This window comes from Streptomyces sp. 35G-GA-8 (assembly GCF_023534745.1).
Lineage (GTDB): Bacteria > Actinomycetota > Actinomycetes > Streptomycetales > Streptomycetaceae > Streptomyces.
The window spans coordinates 212,789-229,921 of record NZ_JAMHJQ010000015.1 but is presented as its reverse complement, the minus strand read 5'-3'; the positions used below and the strand labels follow the sequence as shown (position 1 = coordinate 229,921).

Sequence of the window (17,133 nt, the reverse complement as noted above, 5' to 3'; positions counted from 1 at the left end):
CGGTGGGCACACGTGTCCCCGGCGGTTCACAACGGTAACCTCACCATCATGGCCTCACGTACGTCCGGCAAGGGTTCCCAGGGCACGGCGGGCACCGCAAAGCCGCGGGCCGGCCGTACGACCGGTGCCGCGAAGGCGCCCGCCAAGAAGACCGCGGCGAAGAAGACCGCGCCCAAGAAGGCACCGGTCAAGAAGGCTCCCGCGAAAAAGGCTGCCGCCAAGCCGGCACCCAAACCCGCGCCGAGCCCCACCGGCGGTGTGTACCGGCTCGTCCGCGCCGTCTGGCTCGGAGCGGCGCACGGCGTCGGCGCGATGTTCCGCGGCATAGGGCGTGGAGCGAAGGGACTCGACCCGGCCCATCGCAAGGACGGGCTGGCCCTGTTGCTGCTCGGCCTCGCCCTCATCGTCGCGGCGGGCACCTGGTCGAATCTGCGCGGACCGGTGGGCGACCTCGTCGAGATGCTCATCACCGGAGCCTTCGGCCGGCTCGATCTGCTGGTGCCGATACTGCTCGGCGCCATCGCCGTCCGGCTGATCCTCTACCCCGAGAAGCCCGAGGCCAACGGACGGATCGTCATCGGCCTCTCGGCGCTCGTGATCGGCGTGCTCGGGCTGGTCCATGTCGCCTGCGGGGCCCCGGGGCGCGACGAGGGCACGGAAGCGATACAGGACGCCGGCGGACTGATCGGCTGGGCCGCCTCCACCCCACTGATCTTCACCACGGGCGAAGTCCTCGCCGTACCGCTGCTTCTGCTGCTCACCCTCTTCGGCCTGCTGGTCGTCACCGCCACCCCCGTCGCCGCCATCCCGCAGCGGCTGCGGCTGCTGGGCACCAAGCTCGGGATCATCCGGCCCGACCCCGAGCCGGAGCACTTCGACGACGAGCGGTTCGACGACGACGAACGGTACGACGAGCAGTGGCGCGAGGCGCTGCCCTCCAGCGGGCGGCGTCCGGCCACGCGCCGGGGCGGGGGCCCCGCAGAGTACGACCCCGACCGGGCCGAGGTGGAGGCGCTCTCCCAGCGGCGCCGGCCGCGCAGGGCCTCCGTGCAGCCGTTCATGGACCGCCCGATGGACGCCGTGGATGTGGCCGCGGCCGCCGCGGCCGCGCTGGACGGTGCCGTCCTCAACGGAATGCCGCCCTCGCCGATCGTCGCGGACCTCACCCAGAGCGTCTCCGTGGACCGTGGGCGGAAGCCGGGGCAGCGACCAGGAGAGCGGCAGGCGCCCCTCGAAGAGCAGCCGGTCGAGGACGCGGCGGAGCCCTCCGTACCCCTGCCGACGGCGCGTGAGGCCGAGCGGGCGCCCGCCGGCGCGGCCGGTGTCGCGGATCTGACCAAGCCGCCGCCGGCGCGTGACAAGCCGCTGCCGCCGCGCGCCGAACAGCTCCAGCTCCGCGGGGACATCACCTACTCGCTGCCCTCGCTCGATCTGCTGGAGCGCGGCGGTCCGGGCAAGACGCGCAGCGCCGCCAATGACGCCGTCGTCGCCTCCCTCACCAATGTCTTCAAGGAGTTCAAGGTCGACGCGGCCGTCACCGGCTTCACCCGGGGCCCGACGGTCACGCGGTACGAGGTGGAGCTGGGCCCGGCCGTGAAGGTCGAGCGGATCACCGCCCTCACCAAGAACATCGCGTACGCCGTCGCCAGCCCCGACGTACGGATCATCTCGCCGATCCCCGGCAAGTCCGCGGTCGGCATCGAGATCCCGAACACCGACCGGGAGATGGTCAACCTCGGTGACGTACTGCGGCTCGCGGACGCGGCCGAGGACGACCATCCGATGCTGGTCGCGCTCGGCAAGGACGTCGAGGGCGGCTATGTGATGGCCAACCTCGCGAAGATGCCGCACGTACTGGTCGCGGGCGCGACCGGCTCAGGAAAGTCGTCCTGCATCAATTGCCTCATCACGTCGGTGATGGTCCGGGCGACCCCGGAGGACGTCCGGATGGTCCTTGTCGACCCCAAGCGGGTCGAGCTGACCGCGTACGAGGGCATCCCGCATCTGATGACGCCGATCATCACCAACCCCAAGCGCGCGGCCGAGGCGCTGCAGTGGGTCGTACGGGAGATGGACCTTCGCTACGACGACCTCGCGGCATACGGGTACCGCCATATCGATGATTTCAACAAGGCCGTGCGCGACGGCAAGGCCATGGCTCCGGAGGGCAGCGAGCGTGAGCTGTCGCCGTATCCGTATCTGCTGGTGATCGTGGACGAGCTGGCGGACCTGATGATGGTCGCGCCGCGTGACGTCGAGGACTCGATCGTCCGCATCACCCAGTTGGCCCGTGCCGCCGGGATCCATCTGGTGCTGGCCACCCAGCGTCCTTCGGTCGATGTCGTCACCGGTCTGATCAAGGCGAACGTGCCCTCGCGGCTGGCGTTCGCGACATCCTCCCTGGCGGACAGCCGGGTCATCCTCGATCAGCCGGGCGCGGAGAAGCTGATCGGGAAGGGAGACGGCCTCTTCCTTCCGATGGGAGCGAACAAGCCGACCCGTATGCAGGGCGCCTTCGTCACCGAGGACGAGGTCGCGGCGATCGTCCAGCACTGCAAGGATCAGATGGCACCGGTCTTCCGGGACGATGTCGTGGTCGGCACGGCGAAGAAGAAAGAGATCGACGAGGACATCGGCGACGATCTCGACCTTCTCTGCCAGGCGGCCGAACTGGTGGTCTCCACACAATTCGGTTCGACCTCGATGCTTCAGCGGAAGCTGCGGGTCGGCTTCGCCAAGGCCGGCCGGCTGATGGACCTCATGGAATCGAGGAACATCGTCGGCCCGAGCGAAGGCTCCAAGGCCCGCGACGTCCTGGTCAAGGCCGACGAACTCGATGGAGTGCTCGCGGTGATCCGCGGGGAGTCTCCCGCGTAGGGAATCGGAATCCCGAGGCAATCCGAGGGCAACCGTTTCCCGTGCGCATACGTCAAGTTGGAGAGAGGAAGAGCGTTGTGTTCCTCCACTGCGCCGTCCGGCCATTCTGATGGCGTACAAAGCGCGTCCGCCCGGTTGCCCCACCCTTTCGTACCACCCATAGACTGAACGTCCAGCAGGTGGCTACACGCTCGAAAGGCGCCCCCGTGTCCATCGGCAAATCCCCCGACGGCAAGTCCCCAGATTCCCCTGACGGCAACGCTTCCGACGATCAAAACGACGGCCAGGTCGAGGACCACGTCCCCGACGGCGCCGATTCCGACACCAACTCCCCCGCGGTGGAACGGCCTTCGATCGGCCAGGTGCTGCTGCGGGCCCGTATCGCCGCGGATCTGACCGTCGACGAGGTCAGCGGCTCCACGCGGGTGCGCATCCCCATCGTGCACGCGATCGAGGAGGACGATTTCTCGCGCTGCGGCGGCGATGTCTACGCCCGCGGGCACATCCGTATGATCGCTCTCGCGGTCGGGCTCGATCCCGTGCCGCTGGTCGAGCAGTTCGACTCCGAGCACGGCGGGCGGCCGGTTCCCACGCCCGCGGCGCCACTGTTCGAGGCCGAGCGGATCCGGCCGGAGCGCCCCCGGCCCAACTGGACCGCGGCCATGGTCGCGGCGATCGTCGCGGTGGTCGGCTTCGTCGGCTTCACGGCGTTCGACGGCGGGGACGACGGCGCGAAGACCAAGCAGGTCGCCGAGGGGGCGAAGCCCGACAAGAGCACCAAGCCGAGCCCCACCAAGTCGGCCGACCCCAAACCCGAGCCGTCCGACAGCGCCATCGCCGCCGCCCCGCTCGACAAGGTCACGGTGAAGCTGTCGGCCATAGACGACAAGAGCTGGGTCTCGGCCAAATCGTCCAATGGCAAGCTGCTGTTCGACGGAACGCTGAAGAAGGGCGACTCGAAGACCTTCCAGGACGACGAGCAGATCGATCTGATCCTCGGGAACGCGGGTGCGATCGAGCTCTTCGTGAACGGCAAGAAGGTCGAGGACGAGTTCGAGCCGGGCCAGGTTGAACGACTCTCGTACACCCAGGGCGACCCCGAGGCGGGCTGAGCAACCCTGCACGGCGGGGGCGGGGCCAGGACAAAGTAGTCTTGAGCCCATGCCCGAACGCCGTACCGTCGCCCTTGTCACTCTTGGCTGCGCCCGTAACGAGGTGGACTCGGAGGAGCTCGCAGGCCGCTTGGCAGCGGACGGCTGGGAGCTCGTCGAGGACGCCTCGGGGGCGGATGTCGCCGTCGTCAACACCTGCGGCTTCGTCGAAGCCGCGAAGAAGGATTCCGTCGACGCCCTGCTGGAAGCCAACGATCTCAAGGATCAGGGCAGAACCCAGGCCGTCGTGGCCGTCGGCTGCATGGCCGAGCGATACGGCAAGGAGCTGGCGGAAGCCCTTCCCGAGGCCGACGGCGTGCTCGGATTCGACGACTACGCCGATATCTCCGACCGGCTCCAGACCATCCTCAACGGGGGCATCCACGCCTCGCACACGCCCCGCGACCGGCGCAAGCTGCTGCCGCTCAGCCCGGTCGAGCGCCAGGGCGCGGAGGTGGCGCTGCCCGGCCACGCGCAGTCCCAGGCCGAGGTGGCGCCGGCCCCCGAGGACCTTCCCGAAGGAGTCGCTCCGGCCTCCGGGCCCCGCGCGCCCCTGCGGCGGCGGCTCGACCAGAGCCCCGTCGCCTCCGTGAAGCTCGCCTCCGGCTGCGACCGGCGCTGCTCCTTCTGCGCCATCCCGTCCTTCCGCGGCTCCTTCATCTCCCGGCGACCCTCCGATGTGCTGGGCGAGACGCGCTGGCTGGCCGAGCAGGGCGTCAAGGAGGTCATGCTCGTCTCCGAGAACAACACCTCGTACGGCAAGGATCTCGGTGACATCCGGCTGCTGGAGACGCTGCTGCCGGAGCTGGCGGCCGTCGACGGGATCGAGCGCGTGCGCGTCAGCTACCTCCAGCCCGCCGAGATGCGGCCGGGCCTGATCGACGTCCTCACCTCGACCCCCAAGGTCGCGCCGTACTTCGATCTCTCCTTCCAGCACTCCGCTCCGGGTGTGCTGCGCGCGATGCGTCGCTTCGGGGACACCGACCGCTTCCTGGAGCTGCTGGAGACCATCAGGGGCAAGGCGCCGCAGGCCGGAGTGCGCTCCAACTTCATCGTCGGTTTCCCCGGTGAGAGCGAGGCGGACTTCGCCGAGCTGGAGCGCTTCCTCAACGGGGCGCGGCTCGACGCCATCGGCGTCTTCGGTTACTCGGACGAGGACGGTACGGAGGCCGCGACCTACGCCGACAAGCTGGACGGTGACGTGATCGCCGAGCGGCTGGCGCACCTGTCACGGCTGGCGGAGGAGCTGACCTCCCAGCGTGCCGAGGAGCGCCTGGGCGAGACCCTGGAAGTGCTCGTCGAGTCGATCGACCCCGAGGGCGGTAACGGGGAGGCGGCGGTCGGCCGCGCGGCCCACCAGGCGCCGGAGACCGACGGCCAGGTGATCTTCACCTCCGGCGAGGGCCTGCGCCCCGGGCTCATGGTCGAGGCCAAGGTGGTCGGTACCGAGGGCGTGGATCTCGTGGCCGAGTATCACGACCTTCCGGGGGACGGCTTCCGGGTCCCGGGCGAGGAGGCTGCCAGATGACCGGAGTCCCGGCGTCCGCGGCGGGCGGCGGCGCGACACCGGTGCCGGGTGGCAACGGCTCGAAGCAGGCGCCCGGCGGCAAGCTGGGGGCCGCGGCGGTCAATCAGGCCAGTCTCTGGAACATCGCCAATATCCTCACGATGATGCGGCTGGTGCTCGTCCCCGGCTTTGTACTGCTGCTGCTCCAGGACGGCGGTTTCGACCCTGTCTGGCGCGCCTGGGCCTGGGCCGCTTTCGCCGTCGCCATGATCACGGATGTCTTCGACGGGCATCTGGCGCGGGCGTACAACCTGGTCACCGACTTCGGCAAGATCGCCGATCCGATAGCGGACAAGGCGATCATGGGAGCGGCGCTGATCTGTCTATCCGCGCTCGGTGATCTGCCGTGGTGGGTGACGGGCGTCATCCTTTTCCGTGAACTCGGGATCACGCTGATGCGGTTCTGGGTGATCAGGCACGGGGTCATTCCGGCCAGCCGGGGCGGCAAGATGAAGACGCTGGCGCAGGGCGTGGCCGTGGGGATGTACGTACTCGCGCTGACCGGGCCGCTGGCCACGCTGCGGTTCTGGGTGATGGCCGTGGCCGTCGCGCTGACCGTGCTGACGGGACTGGACTACGTACGGCAGGCGGTCGTTCTGCGGCGCCAGGGGCTCGCGGCGGAGCGTGCGGCGGCGGAGTCCGCGCGGTGAGTGCCGTAGGGCCCTCGGTGGTGCGGGACAGCGGCGGGGAGGCCCGCACGGCCGCTGACCGGGCGGCCCGGGTGCTGGAGCTCCTGGCCGAGCGCGGCGGGACGCTGGCCGTCGCGGAATCCCTCACCGGCGGTCTGGTGGCCGCGGAGCTCACCGCGGTCCCCGGTGCCTCCCGGACCTTCCGTGGGTCCGTCACGGCCTACGCGACGGACCTCAAACGGGATGTTCTGGGCGTCGAAGAAACCCTTCTGGAGGAGCGCGGCGCCGTGGACCCCGAGGTGGCCCTTCAGATGGCCGCCGGGGTGCGCCGGGTGCTCCGGGCGGGCTGGGGAGCGGCGACCACCGGGGTCGCGGGCCCCGATCCGCAGGACGGGCAGCCCGTCGGCACCGTGTACGTGGCGGTGGTGGGACCGGAAGGTGTGGGGAAAGTGGCCGCACCGCGGTTGAACGGCGGCCGGGCGGACATCCGTAAAGAGAGTGTACGGAGCGTGCTCGGTCTGCTCCTCAGCGAACTCTCCGGGAACGGGCGGGCACAGGATACGGAACAGAACGGGGGGAATTGATGTTTGCAGCCCTGAGTGAACACGACATCGCTCCCCGCACGGCCGCGGCACTAGGCGGTACGGTGGGGCGTGAAGGATGCGGCTACGCGGTCCGAGGAGGGAGCCACCGATGATTCTGCTCCGTCGCCTGCTTGGTGACGTGCTGCGTCGGCAGCGCCAGCGCCAGGGCCGTACTCTGCGCGAAGTCTCCTCGTCCGCCCGGGTCTCGCTCGGTTATCTCTCCGAGGTGGAACGGGGGCAGAAGGAGGCTTCCTCCGAACTGCTCTCGGCGATCTGCGACGCGCTTGACGTACGGATGTCAGAGCTCATGCGTGAAGTGAGCGACGAGCTGTCGTTGGCCGAGCTGGCCGCGTCGGCGGCGGCGAACGAGCCGGTGCCCGCGGCGGTACGTCCAATGCTCAATTCCGTCTCTGTGACGTCGGTGGCCGGAGTGCCGACGGAGCGGGTGACGATCAAGGCGCCCGCGGAGGCGGTGGATGTCGTCGCCGCCTGACGAAGCTTTGTGGCTTTGACCTGAGCCCCGGTCGGCAGGGATGTCGACCGGGGCTTTCGTCTTTCCCAAATGCCCGTTTTGTTGCAGTTGTGTCGTTGTGTCATGGTGGAACTTGCGTGCGTACCGAACTGTGATCCAAAGAACTGTGACCGGAAACTGTGACCGGAAGGGGAAGGCGCCCGGCCGTCCCGGGCGGAGAGTGCCTGACCGGGTCGGAGCCCCGGTCCCAGGACGAGGGGCCGGCCGCGCCCCTGCCGCGTTGTCGCTGCGGCAGGGGCGCGACCGGGCGTACGGGCGCACGCCGGGGAGTGCACCCGATGCGCCCTCCCGGTGGGTGATCGAGGGGCACTAGGGTCGGCCGGAGGAGGCAGCCATGGCAGGGCGATGGATCCTTCTGCCGGCGCTCGCTCTGGGCGTGGTGTGGTGGTGGGCCGTACTGCGCATCGTGCTGGTGCCCGAGAGCACCGGACTGGTGGAAGGGGCGGTGGCGGCGGGCGGCTGGGGCCTGAGCCTGCTGCCGGTGCATGTCGCGTCGGCGCGGCAGCGCCGTCCCCGGCTGTGAGGCACCGTCAGCCGACGCCCCGACTCGTGCGCGGACGCGCCAACTCTCCGTAGGCGTCGACTCATCCGTGCACCCGTAGGGCAGCTCCTACGTCAACTGGTGGCGGCCGACTGGCAGAGCGGGCACCAGTAGGTGGGCCGGCCGTCCTGTTCGGCCGTACGGATCGAGGTGCCGCAGCGGGGGCAGGGGCGGCCCGCGCGGCCGTAGACATACAGCCTCCGAGAGCCGCCCGGACGGGTCCGGTTCGCTTCGAGCAGCTTCTTCGCCGCGACCACCAGGCGCTCGGGCGAGGGGAGTTCGCCGACCGGGAGCCAGGGGTTCGCGCGAACGAGGAAGCAGGTCTCGGACTTGAAGATATTGCCGACCCCGGCGAGGTTGCGCTGATCGAGCAGGGCCTCCCCGATCGGGCGCGCGGGGTCGGACAGCAGGTTGCGCAGGGCCGTGGCCGGGTCCCAGTCCGGACCGAGCAGATCGGGGCCGAGATGGCCCACCACCCGCTCCTCGTCGCTCGTACGCAGCAGTTCGAGGACGGGGAGGCGATAGCCCACAGCCGTGCGCTCGGCGGTGCCGAGGATGGCCCGGATCTGGTGCGCCGCACCGCCGCTCCAGCGCTCACCCGGGGCGTAGACCTTCCAGGAGCCGTCCATGCGCAGATGCGAGTGGAGGGTGAGGCCGCCCTCGATACGGGTGAGCAGATGCTTGCCGCGCGGTGTGACATCGAGGACGGTCCTGCCGGTGAGATCGGCGGTCGCGAACCGGGGCACCCGCAGGTCCGAGCGGATCAGCCGATGCCCCGCGAGCGCGGTGTGCAGACGCTGGGCGGCCTGCCAGACGGTGTCTCCCTCGGGCATGGCTTCAGGCTCGCATGCTCAGGCCCGCAGACGCAGGCCCCGGGGGGTGGCGTGGAAGCCGGCGGACTCCAGGGCGCGCCCGAGGGGGGATGTCAGGGCAGGGGTGCCGTTCGTACGCTCCACCGTGACCGTACCGAGGGCCCCCGCGCGGGCCGCGCTCGCCAGGGCCTCCGCGGCGGCCCGGAGCGAGGGGTCTTCCGGGTCGGTGGGCCAGGCCAGCAGTGTCTTGCCGCCGCGCTCCATGTAGAGGGTCAGCTCGCCGTCGACGAGAACCACGAGGGAGCCGGCCTTGCGGCCCGGTTTGTGGCCGGCGCCGTCCGGGGGATCCGGCCAGGGAAGCGCGGCCCCATAGGCGTTGGCGGGGTCGGCGGCGGCCAGCACCACGGCACGGGGCGAGGGGTGCGCGTCGGCGCGGTCGCGGGCCGTCGCCGCCGCGCGCAGCCGGTCGACGGCGCCGTCCATCGCGAACTGGGCCGCGCCCAGGCCCTCCACGACATAGCCGCGACGGGTCCGACCGCTGTCCTCGAAGGCGGACAGGACGCGGTACACCGCCGAGAAGCCGCCGGTGACCCCCTCGGCCGCGACCGCGCCCCGGGTCACCACCCCGTGGCGGTCGAGGAGGGTACGGGCGAGCGCGTGGGCGCGGTGCGTGGGCTCCGGTTCCCGGGCGGGCAGCAGCGACCAGCGGCCGCTGACGGTGGGCGGGCCTGTACGGGAGGCGGGGCGGGCCGCGGCCGTGAGCGTCCCGTACCGCCCCCGCGGCACCGGGCGCCGGGCGCGGTGCGCCGTGGAGCCCGCCGTACGGCCCGAGCCGAGCAGCGAGCGCAGCGGCGCCAGCGTGTCGTTGGTGAGCCGGCCCGACCAGGCCAGGTCCCATACGGCGTCGGCCAGTTGAGGGTCGGTCACATCCGGGTGCGTGGTGGCCCGGACCTGGTCGGTGATCTGCCGGAAGAACAGGCCGTAGCCGCCCGAGAGCGTGGCAAGCACCGATTCATGAAGGGCGGTGAGCTCCAGGGGATGCGGGGGCGGGAGCAACAGCGGTGCGGCGTCGGCGAGATAGAGCGAGACCCAGCCGTCCTTGCCGGGCAGGGCGCCCGCTCCGGCCCACAGGACCTCGCCCGTGGTGGTCAGTTCGTCCAGGAGCGCGGGGGAGTAGCCGGAGACCCGGGACGGCAGGATCAGCTTCTCCAGCGCCGACGCCGGAACGGGAGCACCCTGCAACTGCTCCACGGCGCGGGCGAGTCCGTCGATACCGCGCAGGCTGTTGCCGTTCAGATGCTGCCACTGCGGGAGGAAGGCGGCGAGAGCGGCCGGCGCCACCGGCTCCAGCTCCTGGCGCAGCGCCGCCAGCGAGCGGCGGCGCAGCCGGCGCAGGACCGTGGCGTCGCACCACTCCTGGCCGATGCCGGAGGGGTGGAACTCCCCCTGCACGACCCGGGAACTCGCGGCGAGCCGCTGGAGCGCGCCGTCCGTGACCGCCGGGCCGAGACCAAAACGCTCGGCCGCCGCGTTCGACGTGAACGGGCCATGCGTACGGGCGTAGCGGGCGAGGAGATCGCCCAGGGGGTCCTTCACCGGCTCCGTGAACGCCTCGGGGACACCGACCGGCAGCGCCGTGCCCAGGGCGTCCCGCAGCCGGCCCGCGTCCTCGACCGCCGCCCAGTGATCCGCTCCGCCGATCCGCACCCTGATGGCGCGGCGGGCGGCGGCGAGATCCTCCGCCCAGGAGGGCCGCGCGCCGCGCTCGGCCAACTCCGCGTCGGTGAGCGGGCCGAGGACCCGCAGCAGATCGGCGACCCCTTCCAGGTCCTTGACGCGGCGGTCCTCGGTGAGCCACTGGAGCTCCCGTTCCAGCTCGGTGAGGACTTCCGGGTCGAGCAGCTCACGCAGCTCGGCCTGGCCCAGCAGCTCGGCCAGCAGCCGGGAGTCCAGGGACAGCGCGGCGGCCCGCCGCTCCGCGAGGGGGGAGTCGCCCTCGTACAGGAACTGTGCGACATAACCGAAGAGCAGCGACCGGGCGAAGGGCGAGGGCTCGGGGGTGGTGACCTCGATCAGCCGGACCCGCCGGGACTCGATGTCGCCCATGAGTTCCGTGAGACCGGGGACGTCGAAGACATCCTGAAGGCACTCCCGGACCGCCTCCAGCACGATCGGGAAGGAGCCGAACTCGCTCGCCACCTGGAGGAGTTGGGAGGCGCGCTGGCGCTGCTGCCACAGCGGGGTGCGTTTGCCCGGGCTCCGGCGGGGGAGCAGCAGCGCCCGTGCGGCGCACTCCCGGAACCGGGAGGCGAACAGCGCGGAGCCGCCCACCTGGTCGGTGACGATCCCGCGGATATCGCCGCCGTCGAAGGCGACATCCGCGGCTCCGATGGGCGCCTGTTCGCTGTCGAACGCCGTGCTGAGCCGGTCCGGCTCCTCGTCGAGGAGGTCCAGGCCCATCAGATCGGCGTCGGGGAGCCGCAGCACGATTCCGTCGTCGGCGTGCATGACCTGCGCGTCCATGCCGTACCGCTCGGCGAGCCGGGCGCCGAGGGCCAGCGCCCACGGCGCGTGCACCTGGGCGCCGAACGGGGAGTGGATCACCACACGCCAGTCGCCCAGCTCGTCGCGGAACCGCTCGACGAGGATCGTCCGGTCGTCGGGGACATGACCGCAGGCGCGGCGCTGCTCGTCCAGATACGACAGCACATTGCCCGCGGCCCAGGCATCGAGGCCCGCCGTCAGCAGCCGCAGTTTGGCGTCCTCCTCGGAGAGGGCACCCACCTCGCGCAGAAACGCGCCCACCGCGCGGCCCAGCTCCAACGGCCGCCCCAGCTGGTCGCCCTTCCAGAACGGCAGCCGACCCGGGGTGCCGGGGGCCGGGGTGACCAGGACCCGGTCACGCGTGATGTCCTCGATCCGCCAGGAGGTCGTGCCCAGGGTGAAGACATCGCCCACCCGGGACTCGTACACCATCTCCTCGTCCAGCTCTCCGACCCTGCCGCCGCCCTTCTTCGGATCGGCTCCGGCGAGGAAGACGCCGAAGAGCCCCCGGTCGGGGATCGTGCCACCGGAGGTGACGGCGAGCCGCTGCGCGCCCGGACGGCCGGTGACCGTACCGGCCACGCGGTCCCACACCACGCGCGGACGCAGCTCCGCGAAGGCGTCGGAGGGATAGCGCCCGGCGAGCATGTCCAGCACGCCCGTGAAGGCCGACTCGGGCAGCGAAGCGAACGGCGCGGCGCGGCGGGCCAGGGCGAGCAGATCGTCGGCCTGTCTGGTGTCCAGCGCGACCATGGCGACCAGCTGCTGGGCCAGCACATCGAGGGGATTCGCGGGGATGCGCAGGGCCTCGATGGCGCCCGTGCGCATCCGCTCGGTGACCACGGCCGCCTGGACGAGATCGCCGCGGTACTTGGGAAAGACGACGCCCGTGGAGACCGCACCCACCTGGTGTCCCGCGCGGCCGACCCGCTGGAGACCTGAGGCGACCGAGGGCGGCGACTCGACCTGGATCACCAGATCCACCGCGCCCATGTCGATGCCCAGCTCCAGACTGGACGTGGCCACGACGGCGGGCAGCCGGCCCGCCTTGAGGTCCTCCTCGACCTGGGCACGCTGCTCCTTGGACACCGAGCCGTGGTGCGCGCGGGCCAGCAGGGCCGGCGCGCCCCTGGCCGCGCCCGACTGGCCCATCAGCTGCGCCGGGGAGTGGTCCTCGGACATCGCCGGGGCGGTCCCGGACGCGTCAGGGACCGAGCCCATGGCCCGCTCGTACGCGATCTCGTTCAGCCGGTTGCACAACCGCTCCGCCAGCCGCCGGGAGTTGGCGAAGACGATCGTGGAGTGGTGCGCCTGGACGAGATCGGCGATCCGCTCCTCCACATGCGGCCAGATCGACGGCTTGTCCGCGCCGTCCGTCTCCGCGGCGGGGGAGCCGCCCAGCTCGCCCAGATCCTCGACCGGCACGACCACGGAGAGGTCGAACTCCTTGCCGGAGCGCGGCTGGACGATCTCCACTCTGCGCTGCGGCGAGAGATAGCGCGCGACCTCCTCCACCGGACGCACCGTCGCCGACAGACCGATCCGGCGGGCCGGCCGCGGCAGCAGCTCGTCGAGCCGCTCCAGGGACAGGGCGAGATGAGCGCCCCGCTTCGTCCCCGCGACGGCGTGCACCTCGTCCAGGATCACCGTCTCGATCCCGGCGAGCGCGTCCCGCGCCGAGGACGTGAGCATCAGGAACAGCGACTCGGGGGTGGTGATCAGGATGTCCGGCGGCTTCGTGGCGATCGAGCGGCGCTCGGCGGCCGGGGTGTCACCGGAGCGGATACCGACGCGGACCTCCGGCTCGGGCAGCCCGCGCCGCACGGACTCCTGTCGGATTCCGGTGAGCGGACTGCGCAGATTGCGCTCGACGTCGACGGCCAGTGCCTTGAGCGGCGACACGTACAGCACCCGGCAGCGCTTTCTGGCCTCGGCGGGCGGCGGCTGCGAAGCCAGCTGGTCAAGGGCGGCGAGGAAGGCGGCGAGCGTCTTGCCCGAGCCGGTCGGGGCCACGACCAGCACGTCAGAGCCCTCCTGGATGGCACGCCAGGCTCCCTCCTGCGCCGCGGTGGGCGCGGAGAAAGCCCCCGTGAACCAGCCGCGGGTCGCGGGGGAGAAGGAGTCGAGCGCGGAGCGTGCCATGCCCCCCATCGTGCACCCCGCCACTGACAATCGCCCGGACCTGGGCAAACGTCCGGGCACCGGCGGCGCGGACCGGGGACCGGCGGCGCAGAATGGTTCCATGGCACCGCGGGAGCAGGCACGGCACTGGCGCTATTCCGGGCTGCCGGGCGTCGATCTGCTGCGTGCGCGCTACATAGACAAGACGTTTGTGCGGCACACCCACGAGACCTTCGTCATCGCCGCGATCACGGACGGTGTCGACGTCTTCCACCACGGCGGCGGCGATCAGTACGCCGGTGCAGGCTCGCTCGCGCTGATCAACCCCGAGACCCCGCACACCGGCCATGCCCAGGGGCCCGAGGGCTGGCGGTACGGTGCCGTCTACCCGGCCGTCGACGTCATCGCCGCCATCGCGGCGGAGACCACCACGATCCGCGGTACGCCCGGCTTCGTCGCCCCCGTGGTGGACGATCCGTACACCACGCACCTCGTACACCAGGTGCTGCGCGCCGCCGACGAGGGCAACGCGCTCGCCGCCGACACGCTGCTGAGGGTCGCGGTGACCCGGCTGCTGCGGCTGAACGGCGGGCCGCTCCGGCAGCGCCAGGTGAGGGGCGCCGGGGCGCGGATCGCGGCACGCGCGCGTGCCGTGCTGGAGGAGCGGATGGCGGACCCGCCCTCGCTGGATCGGCTCGCGGCGGAGCTCGGCACCAGCCCCTTCGCGCTGCTGCGGGCCTTCAGGAGCGCCTACGGGCTGCCGCCGCACACCTGGCTCACGGACGCGCGGGTGCGCCGGGCCAGGCGGCTGCTGGACGGCGGGACGGCACCGGCCGAGGCGGCCGTGGCCGTCGGGTTCACCGATCAGCCGCATCTGAACCGTCATTTCGCCCGGATCGTCGGGGTGCCGCCCGGTGCCTACCGTAAGGAGCGGACGGCAGCGGCAGCGTCCGAGGGCTGAACCCGCCTCATCGCGGGGCGCGGGGGCGGGGGCGCGGGGCTCAGGGGGCCCGGGGGGCCTGGGGGCGCAAGAACGTACAAGACCCGGCCCTGGCACCCCGCGTAACGTCCCTGACGTGGCAGAACAGACAGCGTCCGCGTCCGCGGACATACCCGCGCACGGTCCCGCCCGGAGCGCCCCGGAGCCCGACTCCGCTCCCGCACCCGCTTCCATCCACGAGCACGAGCCCGAGCACGAGTCCGAGCCCGATCCTGAGCCCAAGTCCGACTCGGCCGTCGTACGTGACGCCCTGGGCGTCGGCATCGCCGTCGGGCTCTCCGGGTTCGCCTTCGGCGTCACCTCGGCGGGCGCGGGGCTCACCCTCCTCCAGACCTGCGCGCTCAGCCTGTTGGTCTTCACCGGCGCCTCGCAGTTCGCGCTGGTCGGCGCGCTCGCGGCGGGCGGCAATCCGCTCACCGCCGCCGCGGGCGCGTTCTTCCTCGGCGTGCGCAACGCCTTCTACGGGCTCAGGCTGTCCCAGCTGCTGCGGCTGCCGGGGCCCGTACGCCCGTTCGCCGCCCAGTGGGTGATCGACGAGACCACCGCCGTCGCACTCGCCCAGCCCACCCGGCGCAGCGCCCGCATCGGCTTCGGCGTCACCGGACTCACGCTCTACGTCCTGTGGAACCTGACCACCCTGGCCGGGGCACTGGGCGCCGAAGCCCTTGGCGACACCGACGCCTGGGGACTCGACGCGGCGGGACCCGCCGTCTTCCTCGCCCTGCTCGCACCGATGCTCCGTACGGCCACCGAGCGGGCGGTCGCGGGCATCGCCGTGGTCCTGGGGCTCGGTTTCCTGCCCGTGCTGCCCGCCGGTGTCCCGGTGCTTGTCGCGGCGCTGGCCGCACCCGCCGTCCTGTGGCTCGAAGGCCGCGGGCTCGGCGCCCGTCGGAAGGGAACGGACCGTTGAACATCTGGATCGCGATCGGCGCGACCGCCGTCGGCTGCTACCTCGTCAAACTCCTGGGCCTGCTCGTGCCCGCGGGCGCGCTGGAGCGCCCCCTCGTCCAGCGGCTGTCCGCCCTGTTGCCCGTGGCCCTGCTCGCCGCGCTGACCGCTCAGCAGACCTTCAGCGCGAACGGCGCACTCGTGCTGGACGCCCGGGGCGCGGGGCTCGCCGCGGCGGCTCTCGCGTTGGTGCTGCGCGCCCCGTTCCTGGTGGTCGTGGCGGCGGCTGTGGTCGTCACGGCAGGAGTGAGGGCACTCGGCGGCTGAACGAGGGCCCGGCGGTGACAGCTCGTCGGGTCCCGCCGGGTCCGGTCCCGTCAGGACTTGACGGCCTCAACTGATGGCACGGCCGTGGGCACGCAGTGTCCGCAGGGCCTCGATGGTCACGATCGGCCGTGTCTCCAGCGCCGTACCCGGTGCCCATGCGCGCCGGGCGATCGGCCAGCCGCCGTCCTCCCGCTGAAGACCGGCCAGATGGTCGAGCGACCGCTCCATCTCCTCGTCCGTGAACCACGCGCGGGCCAGGGACTCGGGCACGCGCGCGTAGTCGTACGGGTAGTGGCGCTCACCCGGCGCGTACGCCGGTGGTACGGGGTACTCCGTGCGCCGCGCCGGATCCAGTACCACCAGCCCGCGCGCCCGTACGAGCCGGCCGAGGCGGTCCGCCGCCGCCTCGGCCCGCGCCCGGTCGGGCACGCCGTCCAGGAAGGCCACCGCTGCTTCGATCTCGTACGGATGCGACTCGTCCAGCCGCTCGACGGCCGCCCAGCAGAAGTCGGTGGCGCGGAAGAGCCAGGCGTGCCAGACCTCGTTGCGGTGCAGCAGCCCGACCACCGGGCCCGTCGCCAGCAGGTCGCCGGACGGATCGTCGACGACGGGGAGGCGGGGCGCGTACGGATAGCCGCGCTGGGACGGGTGGACGGCGGGCAGCGCGCCCTCGGCCGTGGAGACGGCCGTGAGGTAGCGGCAGATCCGCTCGACCCGCAGCCCGTCGCAGCGGCCGATGGAGTCGAGTACGCGCAGCGCGTGCGCCGTGTGCAGCGGCTGGCTCAGGGGGCCGCGCAGATCGGGTTCGAGCCCGTGACCGTACCCGCCGTCCTCCTCGCGGTACGCGGTGAGGGCCGCCTCGACGGCCTCGGCGCCACGGCCCCGACCGGCGCTTCCGGTCAGGAAGTGAAAGGCGAAACGTCGCTGTTCGAGTACCCGGGCCGTGAGCCAGATGAAGTGCTCGGCCCGGGAGAGGGGCGACGAGAGGGGCGACGAGAGGGACACGGAGGGCGGGGAGGATCCGGAAGACCCTGAGGACTCGGAGGATGCTGCGGTGCCGGCCATGTTCCGACCGTAGGGCGGAACCGCGCCCGAGCATGGGGGGACCGGCCGGGCTGCACTCTCAGGGGCGGGATACTGGTGGCATGCGGTTGACGATTTTCTGGGAGCGCATGGCGGACCACTTCGGGGCGGCCTACGCCGACTCCTTCGCCCGCGACCATGTGATGGCGGAGCTGGGCGGTCGTACGGTCCACGAGGCACTGGAAGCGGGCTGGGAGGCCAAGGACGTCTGGCGCGGGGTCTGCGTCGCCATGGGGATTCCACCCGAGAAGCGCTGACCCGCGGGCTCCACAGCGGCCCAGGGGGTCGGGGGGTCGGGGGGTCGGGGTCCCAGGGGGTCAGGGGCGGAGGTATGGCCTCCGCGAGGGCGATGTGATGCCGAGGCGATGTGATTTCGTCCGACCATGGGGCCGGTTGTCACAGCGGTAGGCGACACTTGCTCAGTGGCACCGACCGACAACTCCGCACCGGACCTCCGACCGCCGATCCCTCCGCCGG

At 71.8% G+C, this 17,133-nt stretch carries 14 protein-coding genes; 11 read left to right on the top strand and 3 right to left on the bottom strand.

From position 1 onward, the window contains the following. Nucleotides 1-48: 48 nt before the first annotated feature. From M1203_RS30800 to M1203_RS30770, 7 genes are all read left to right on the top strand, one after another. Nucleotides 49-2,877 carry a DNA translocase FtsK gene (locus M1203_RS30800; RefSeq protein WP_249953105.1) on the top strand — a complete coding sequence of 943 codons (2,829 nt, stop codon included), beginning with the start codon at nucleotides 49-51 and terminating at the stop codon, nucleotides 2,875-2,877. Between the two features lie 338 nt (nucleotides 2,878-3,215). Further along, nucleotides 3,216-3,989, top strand: coding sequence for a helix-turn-helix domain-containing protein (locus tag M1203_RS30795; RefSeq protein ID WP_249953117.1), 774 nt, complete (start codon nucleotides 3,216-3,218; stop codon nucleotides 3,987-3,989). Nucleotides 3,990-4,038: 49 nt separating this feature from the next. Next, entirely contained in the window at nucleotides 4,039-5,556 is a 1,518-nt protein-coding gene (gene rimO / locus M1203_RS30790) for a 30S ribosomal protein S12 methylthiotransferase RimO (RefSeq protein WP_249953104.1), read from the top strand. Further along, on the top strand, nucleotides 5,553-6,245 hold the full coding sequence (gene pgsA, locus M1203_RS30785) for a CDP-diacylglycerol--glycerol-3-phosphate 3-phosphatidyltransferase (RefSeq protein WP_249953103.1): 693 nt from the start codon (nucleotides 5,553-5,555) through the stop codon (nucleotides 6,243-6,245). Before rimO ends, pgsA begins: the two co-directional genes overlap by 4 nt. A 71-nt stretch (nucleotides 6,246-6,316) precedes the next feature. Next, nucleotides 6,317-6,808, top strand: coding sequence for a nicotinamide-nucleotide amidohydrolase family protein (locus tag M1203_RS30780; RefSeq protein ID WP_249953116.1), 492 nt, complete (start codon nucleotides 6,317-6,319; stop codon nucleotides 6,806-6,808). A 109-nt stretch (nucleotides 6,809-6,917) separates the two neighbouring features. Continuing rightward, on the top strand, nucleotides 6,918-7,301 hold the full coding sequence (locus M1203_RS30775; protein ID WP_030350081.1) for a helix-turn-helix domain-containing protein: 384 nt from the start codon (nucleotides 6,918-6,920) through the stop codon (nucleotides 7,299-7,301). Nucleotides 7,302-7,674: 373 nt separating this feature from the next. Continuing rightward, complete coding sequence (locus M1203_RS30770; RefSeq protein WP_249953102.1) at nucleotides 7,675-7,863, top strand: hypothetical protein; 189 nt, start codon at nucleotides 7,675-7,677, stop codon at nucleotides 7,861-7,863. Nucleotides 7,864-7,955: 92 nt separating this feature from the next. On the opposite strand, the gene M1203_RS30765 is transcribed toward M1203_RS30770, so the two are convergent. Then, nucleotides 7,956-8,714, bottom strand: coding sequence for an Fpg/Nei family DNA glycosylase (locus M1203_RS30765; protein ID WP_249953101.1), 759 nt, complete (start codon nucleotides 8,712-8,714; stop codon nucleotides 7,956-7,958). Between the two features lie 18 nt (nucleotides 8,715-8,732). Next, nucleotides 8,733-13,379, bottom strand: a complete 4,647-nt coding sequence (locus M1203_RS30760) for an ATP-dependent helicase (RefSeq protein WP_249953100.1) — start codon at nucleotides 13,377-13,379, stop codon at nucleotides 8,733-8,735. A gap of 100 nt (nucleotides 13,380-13,479) precedes the next feature. On the opposite strand from M1203_RS30760, the gene M1203_RS30755 reads away from it, so the two are divergent. The 3 genes from M1203_RS30755 (at nucleotide 13,480) to M1203_RS30745 (ending at nucleotide 15,573) form a co-directional block, all read left to right on the top strand. After that, nucleotides 13,480-14,319, top strand: coding sequence for an AraC family transcriptional regulator (locus tag M1203_RS30755; RefSeq protein ID WP_249953099.1), 840 nt, complete (start codon nucleotides 13,480-13,482; stop codon nucleotides 14,317-14,319). A gap of 211 nt (nucleotides 14,320-14,530) precedes the next feature. After that, the gene (locus M1203_RS30750) at nucleotides 14,531-15,268 is read left to right on the top strand and encodes an AzlC family ABC transporter permease (RefSeq protein WP_249953115.1); all 738 of its coding nucleotides are present in this window, start codon (nucleotides 14,531-14,533) and stop codon (nucleotides 15,266-15,268) included. Beyond that, entirely contained in the window at nucleotides 15,265-15,573 is a 309-nt protein-coding gene (locus M1203_RS30745) for an AzlD domain-containing protein (RefSeq protein ID WP_249953098.1), read from the top strand. The genes M1203_RS30750 and M1203_RS30745 overlap by 4 nt, the downstream gene beginning before the upstream one ends. Before the next feature lie 66 nt (nucleotides 15,574-15,639). Here M1203_RS30745 and M1203_RS30740 read toward each other — a convergent pair whose 3' ends face one another. Next, entirely contained in the window at nucleotides 15,640-16,638 is a 999-nt protein-coding gene (locus M1203_RS30740) for a hypothetical protein (RefSeq protein ID WP_249953097.1), read from the bottom strand. A gap of 80 nt (nucleotides 16,639-16,718) precedes the next feature. Between M1203_RS30740 and M1203_RS30735 the strand changes: the two genes are divergently transcribed. After that, nucleotides 16,719-16,913: a DUF3046 domain-containing protein gene (locus tag M1203_RS30735; protein ID WP_030350089.1), complete on the top strand. Its 195-nt coding sequence runs from the start codon at nucleotides 16,719-16,721 to the stop codon at nucleotides 16,911-16,913. Nucleotides 16,914-17,133: the final 220 nt, after the last annotated feature.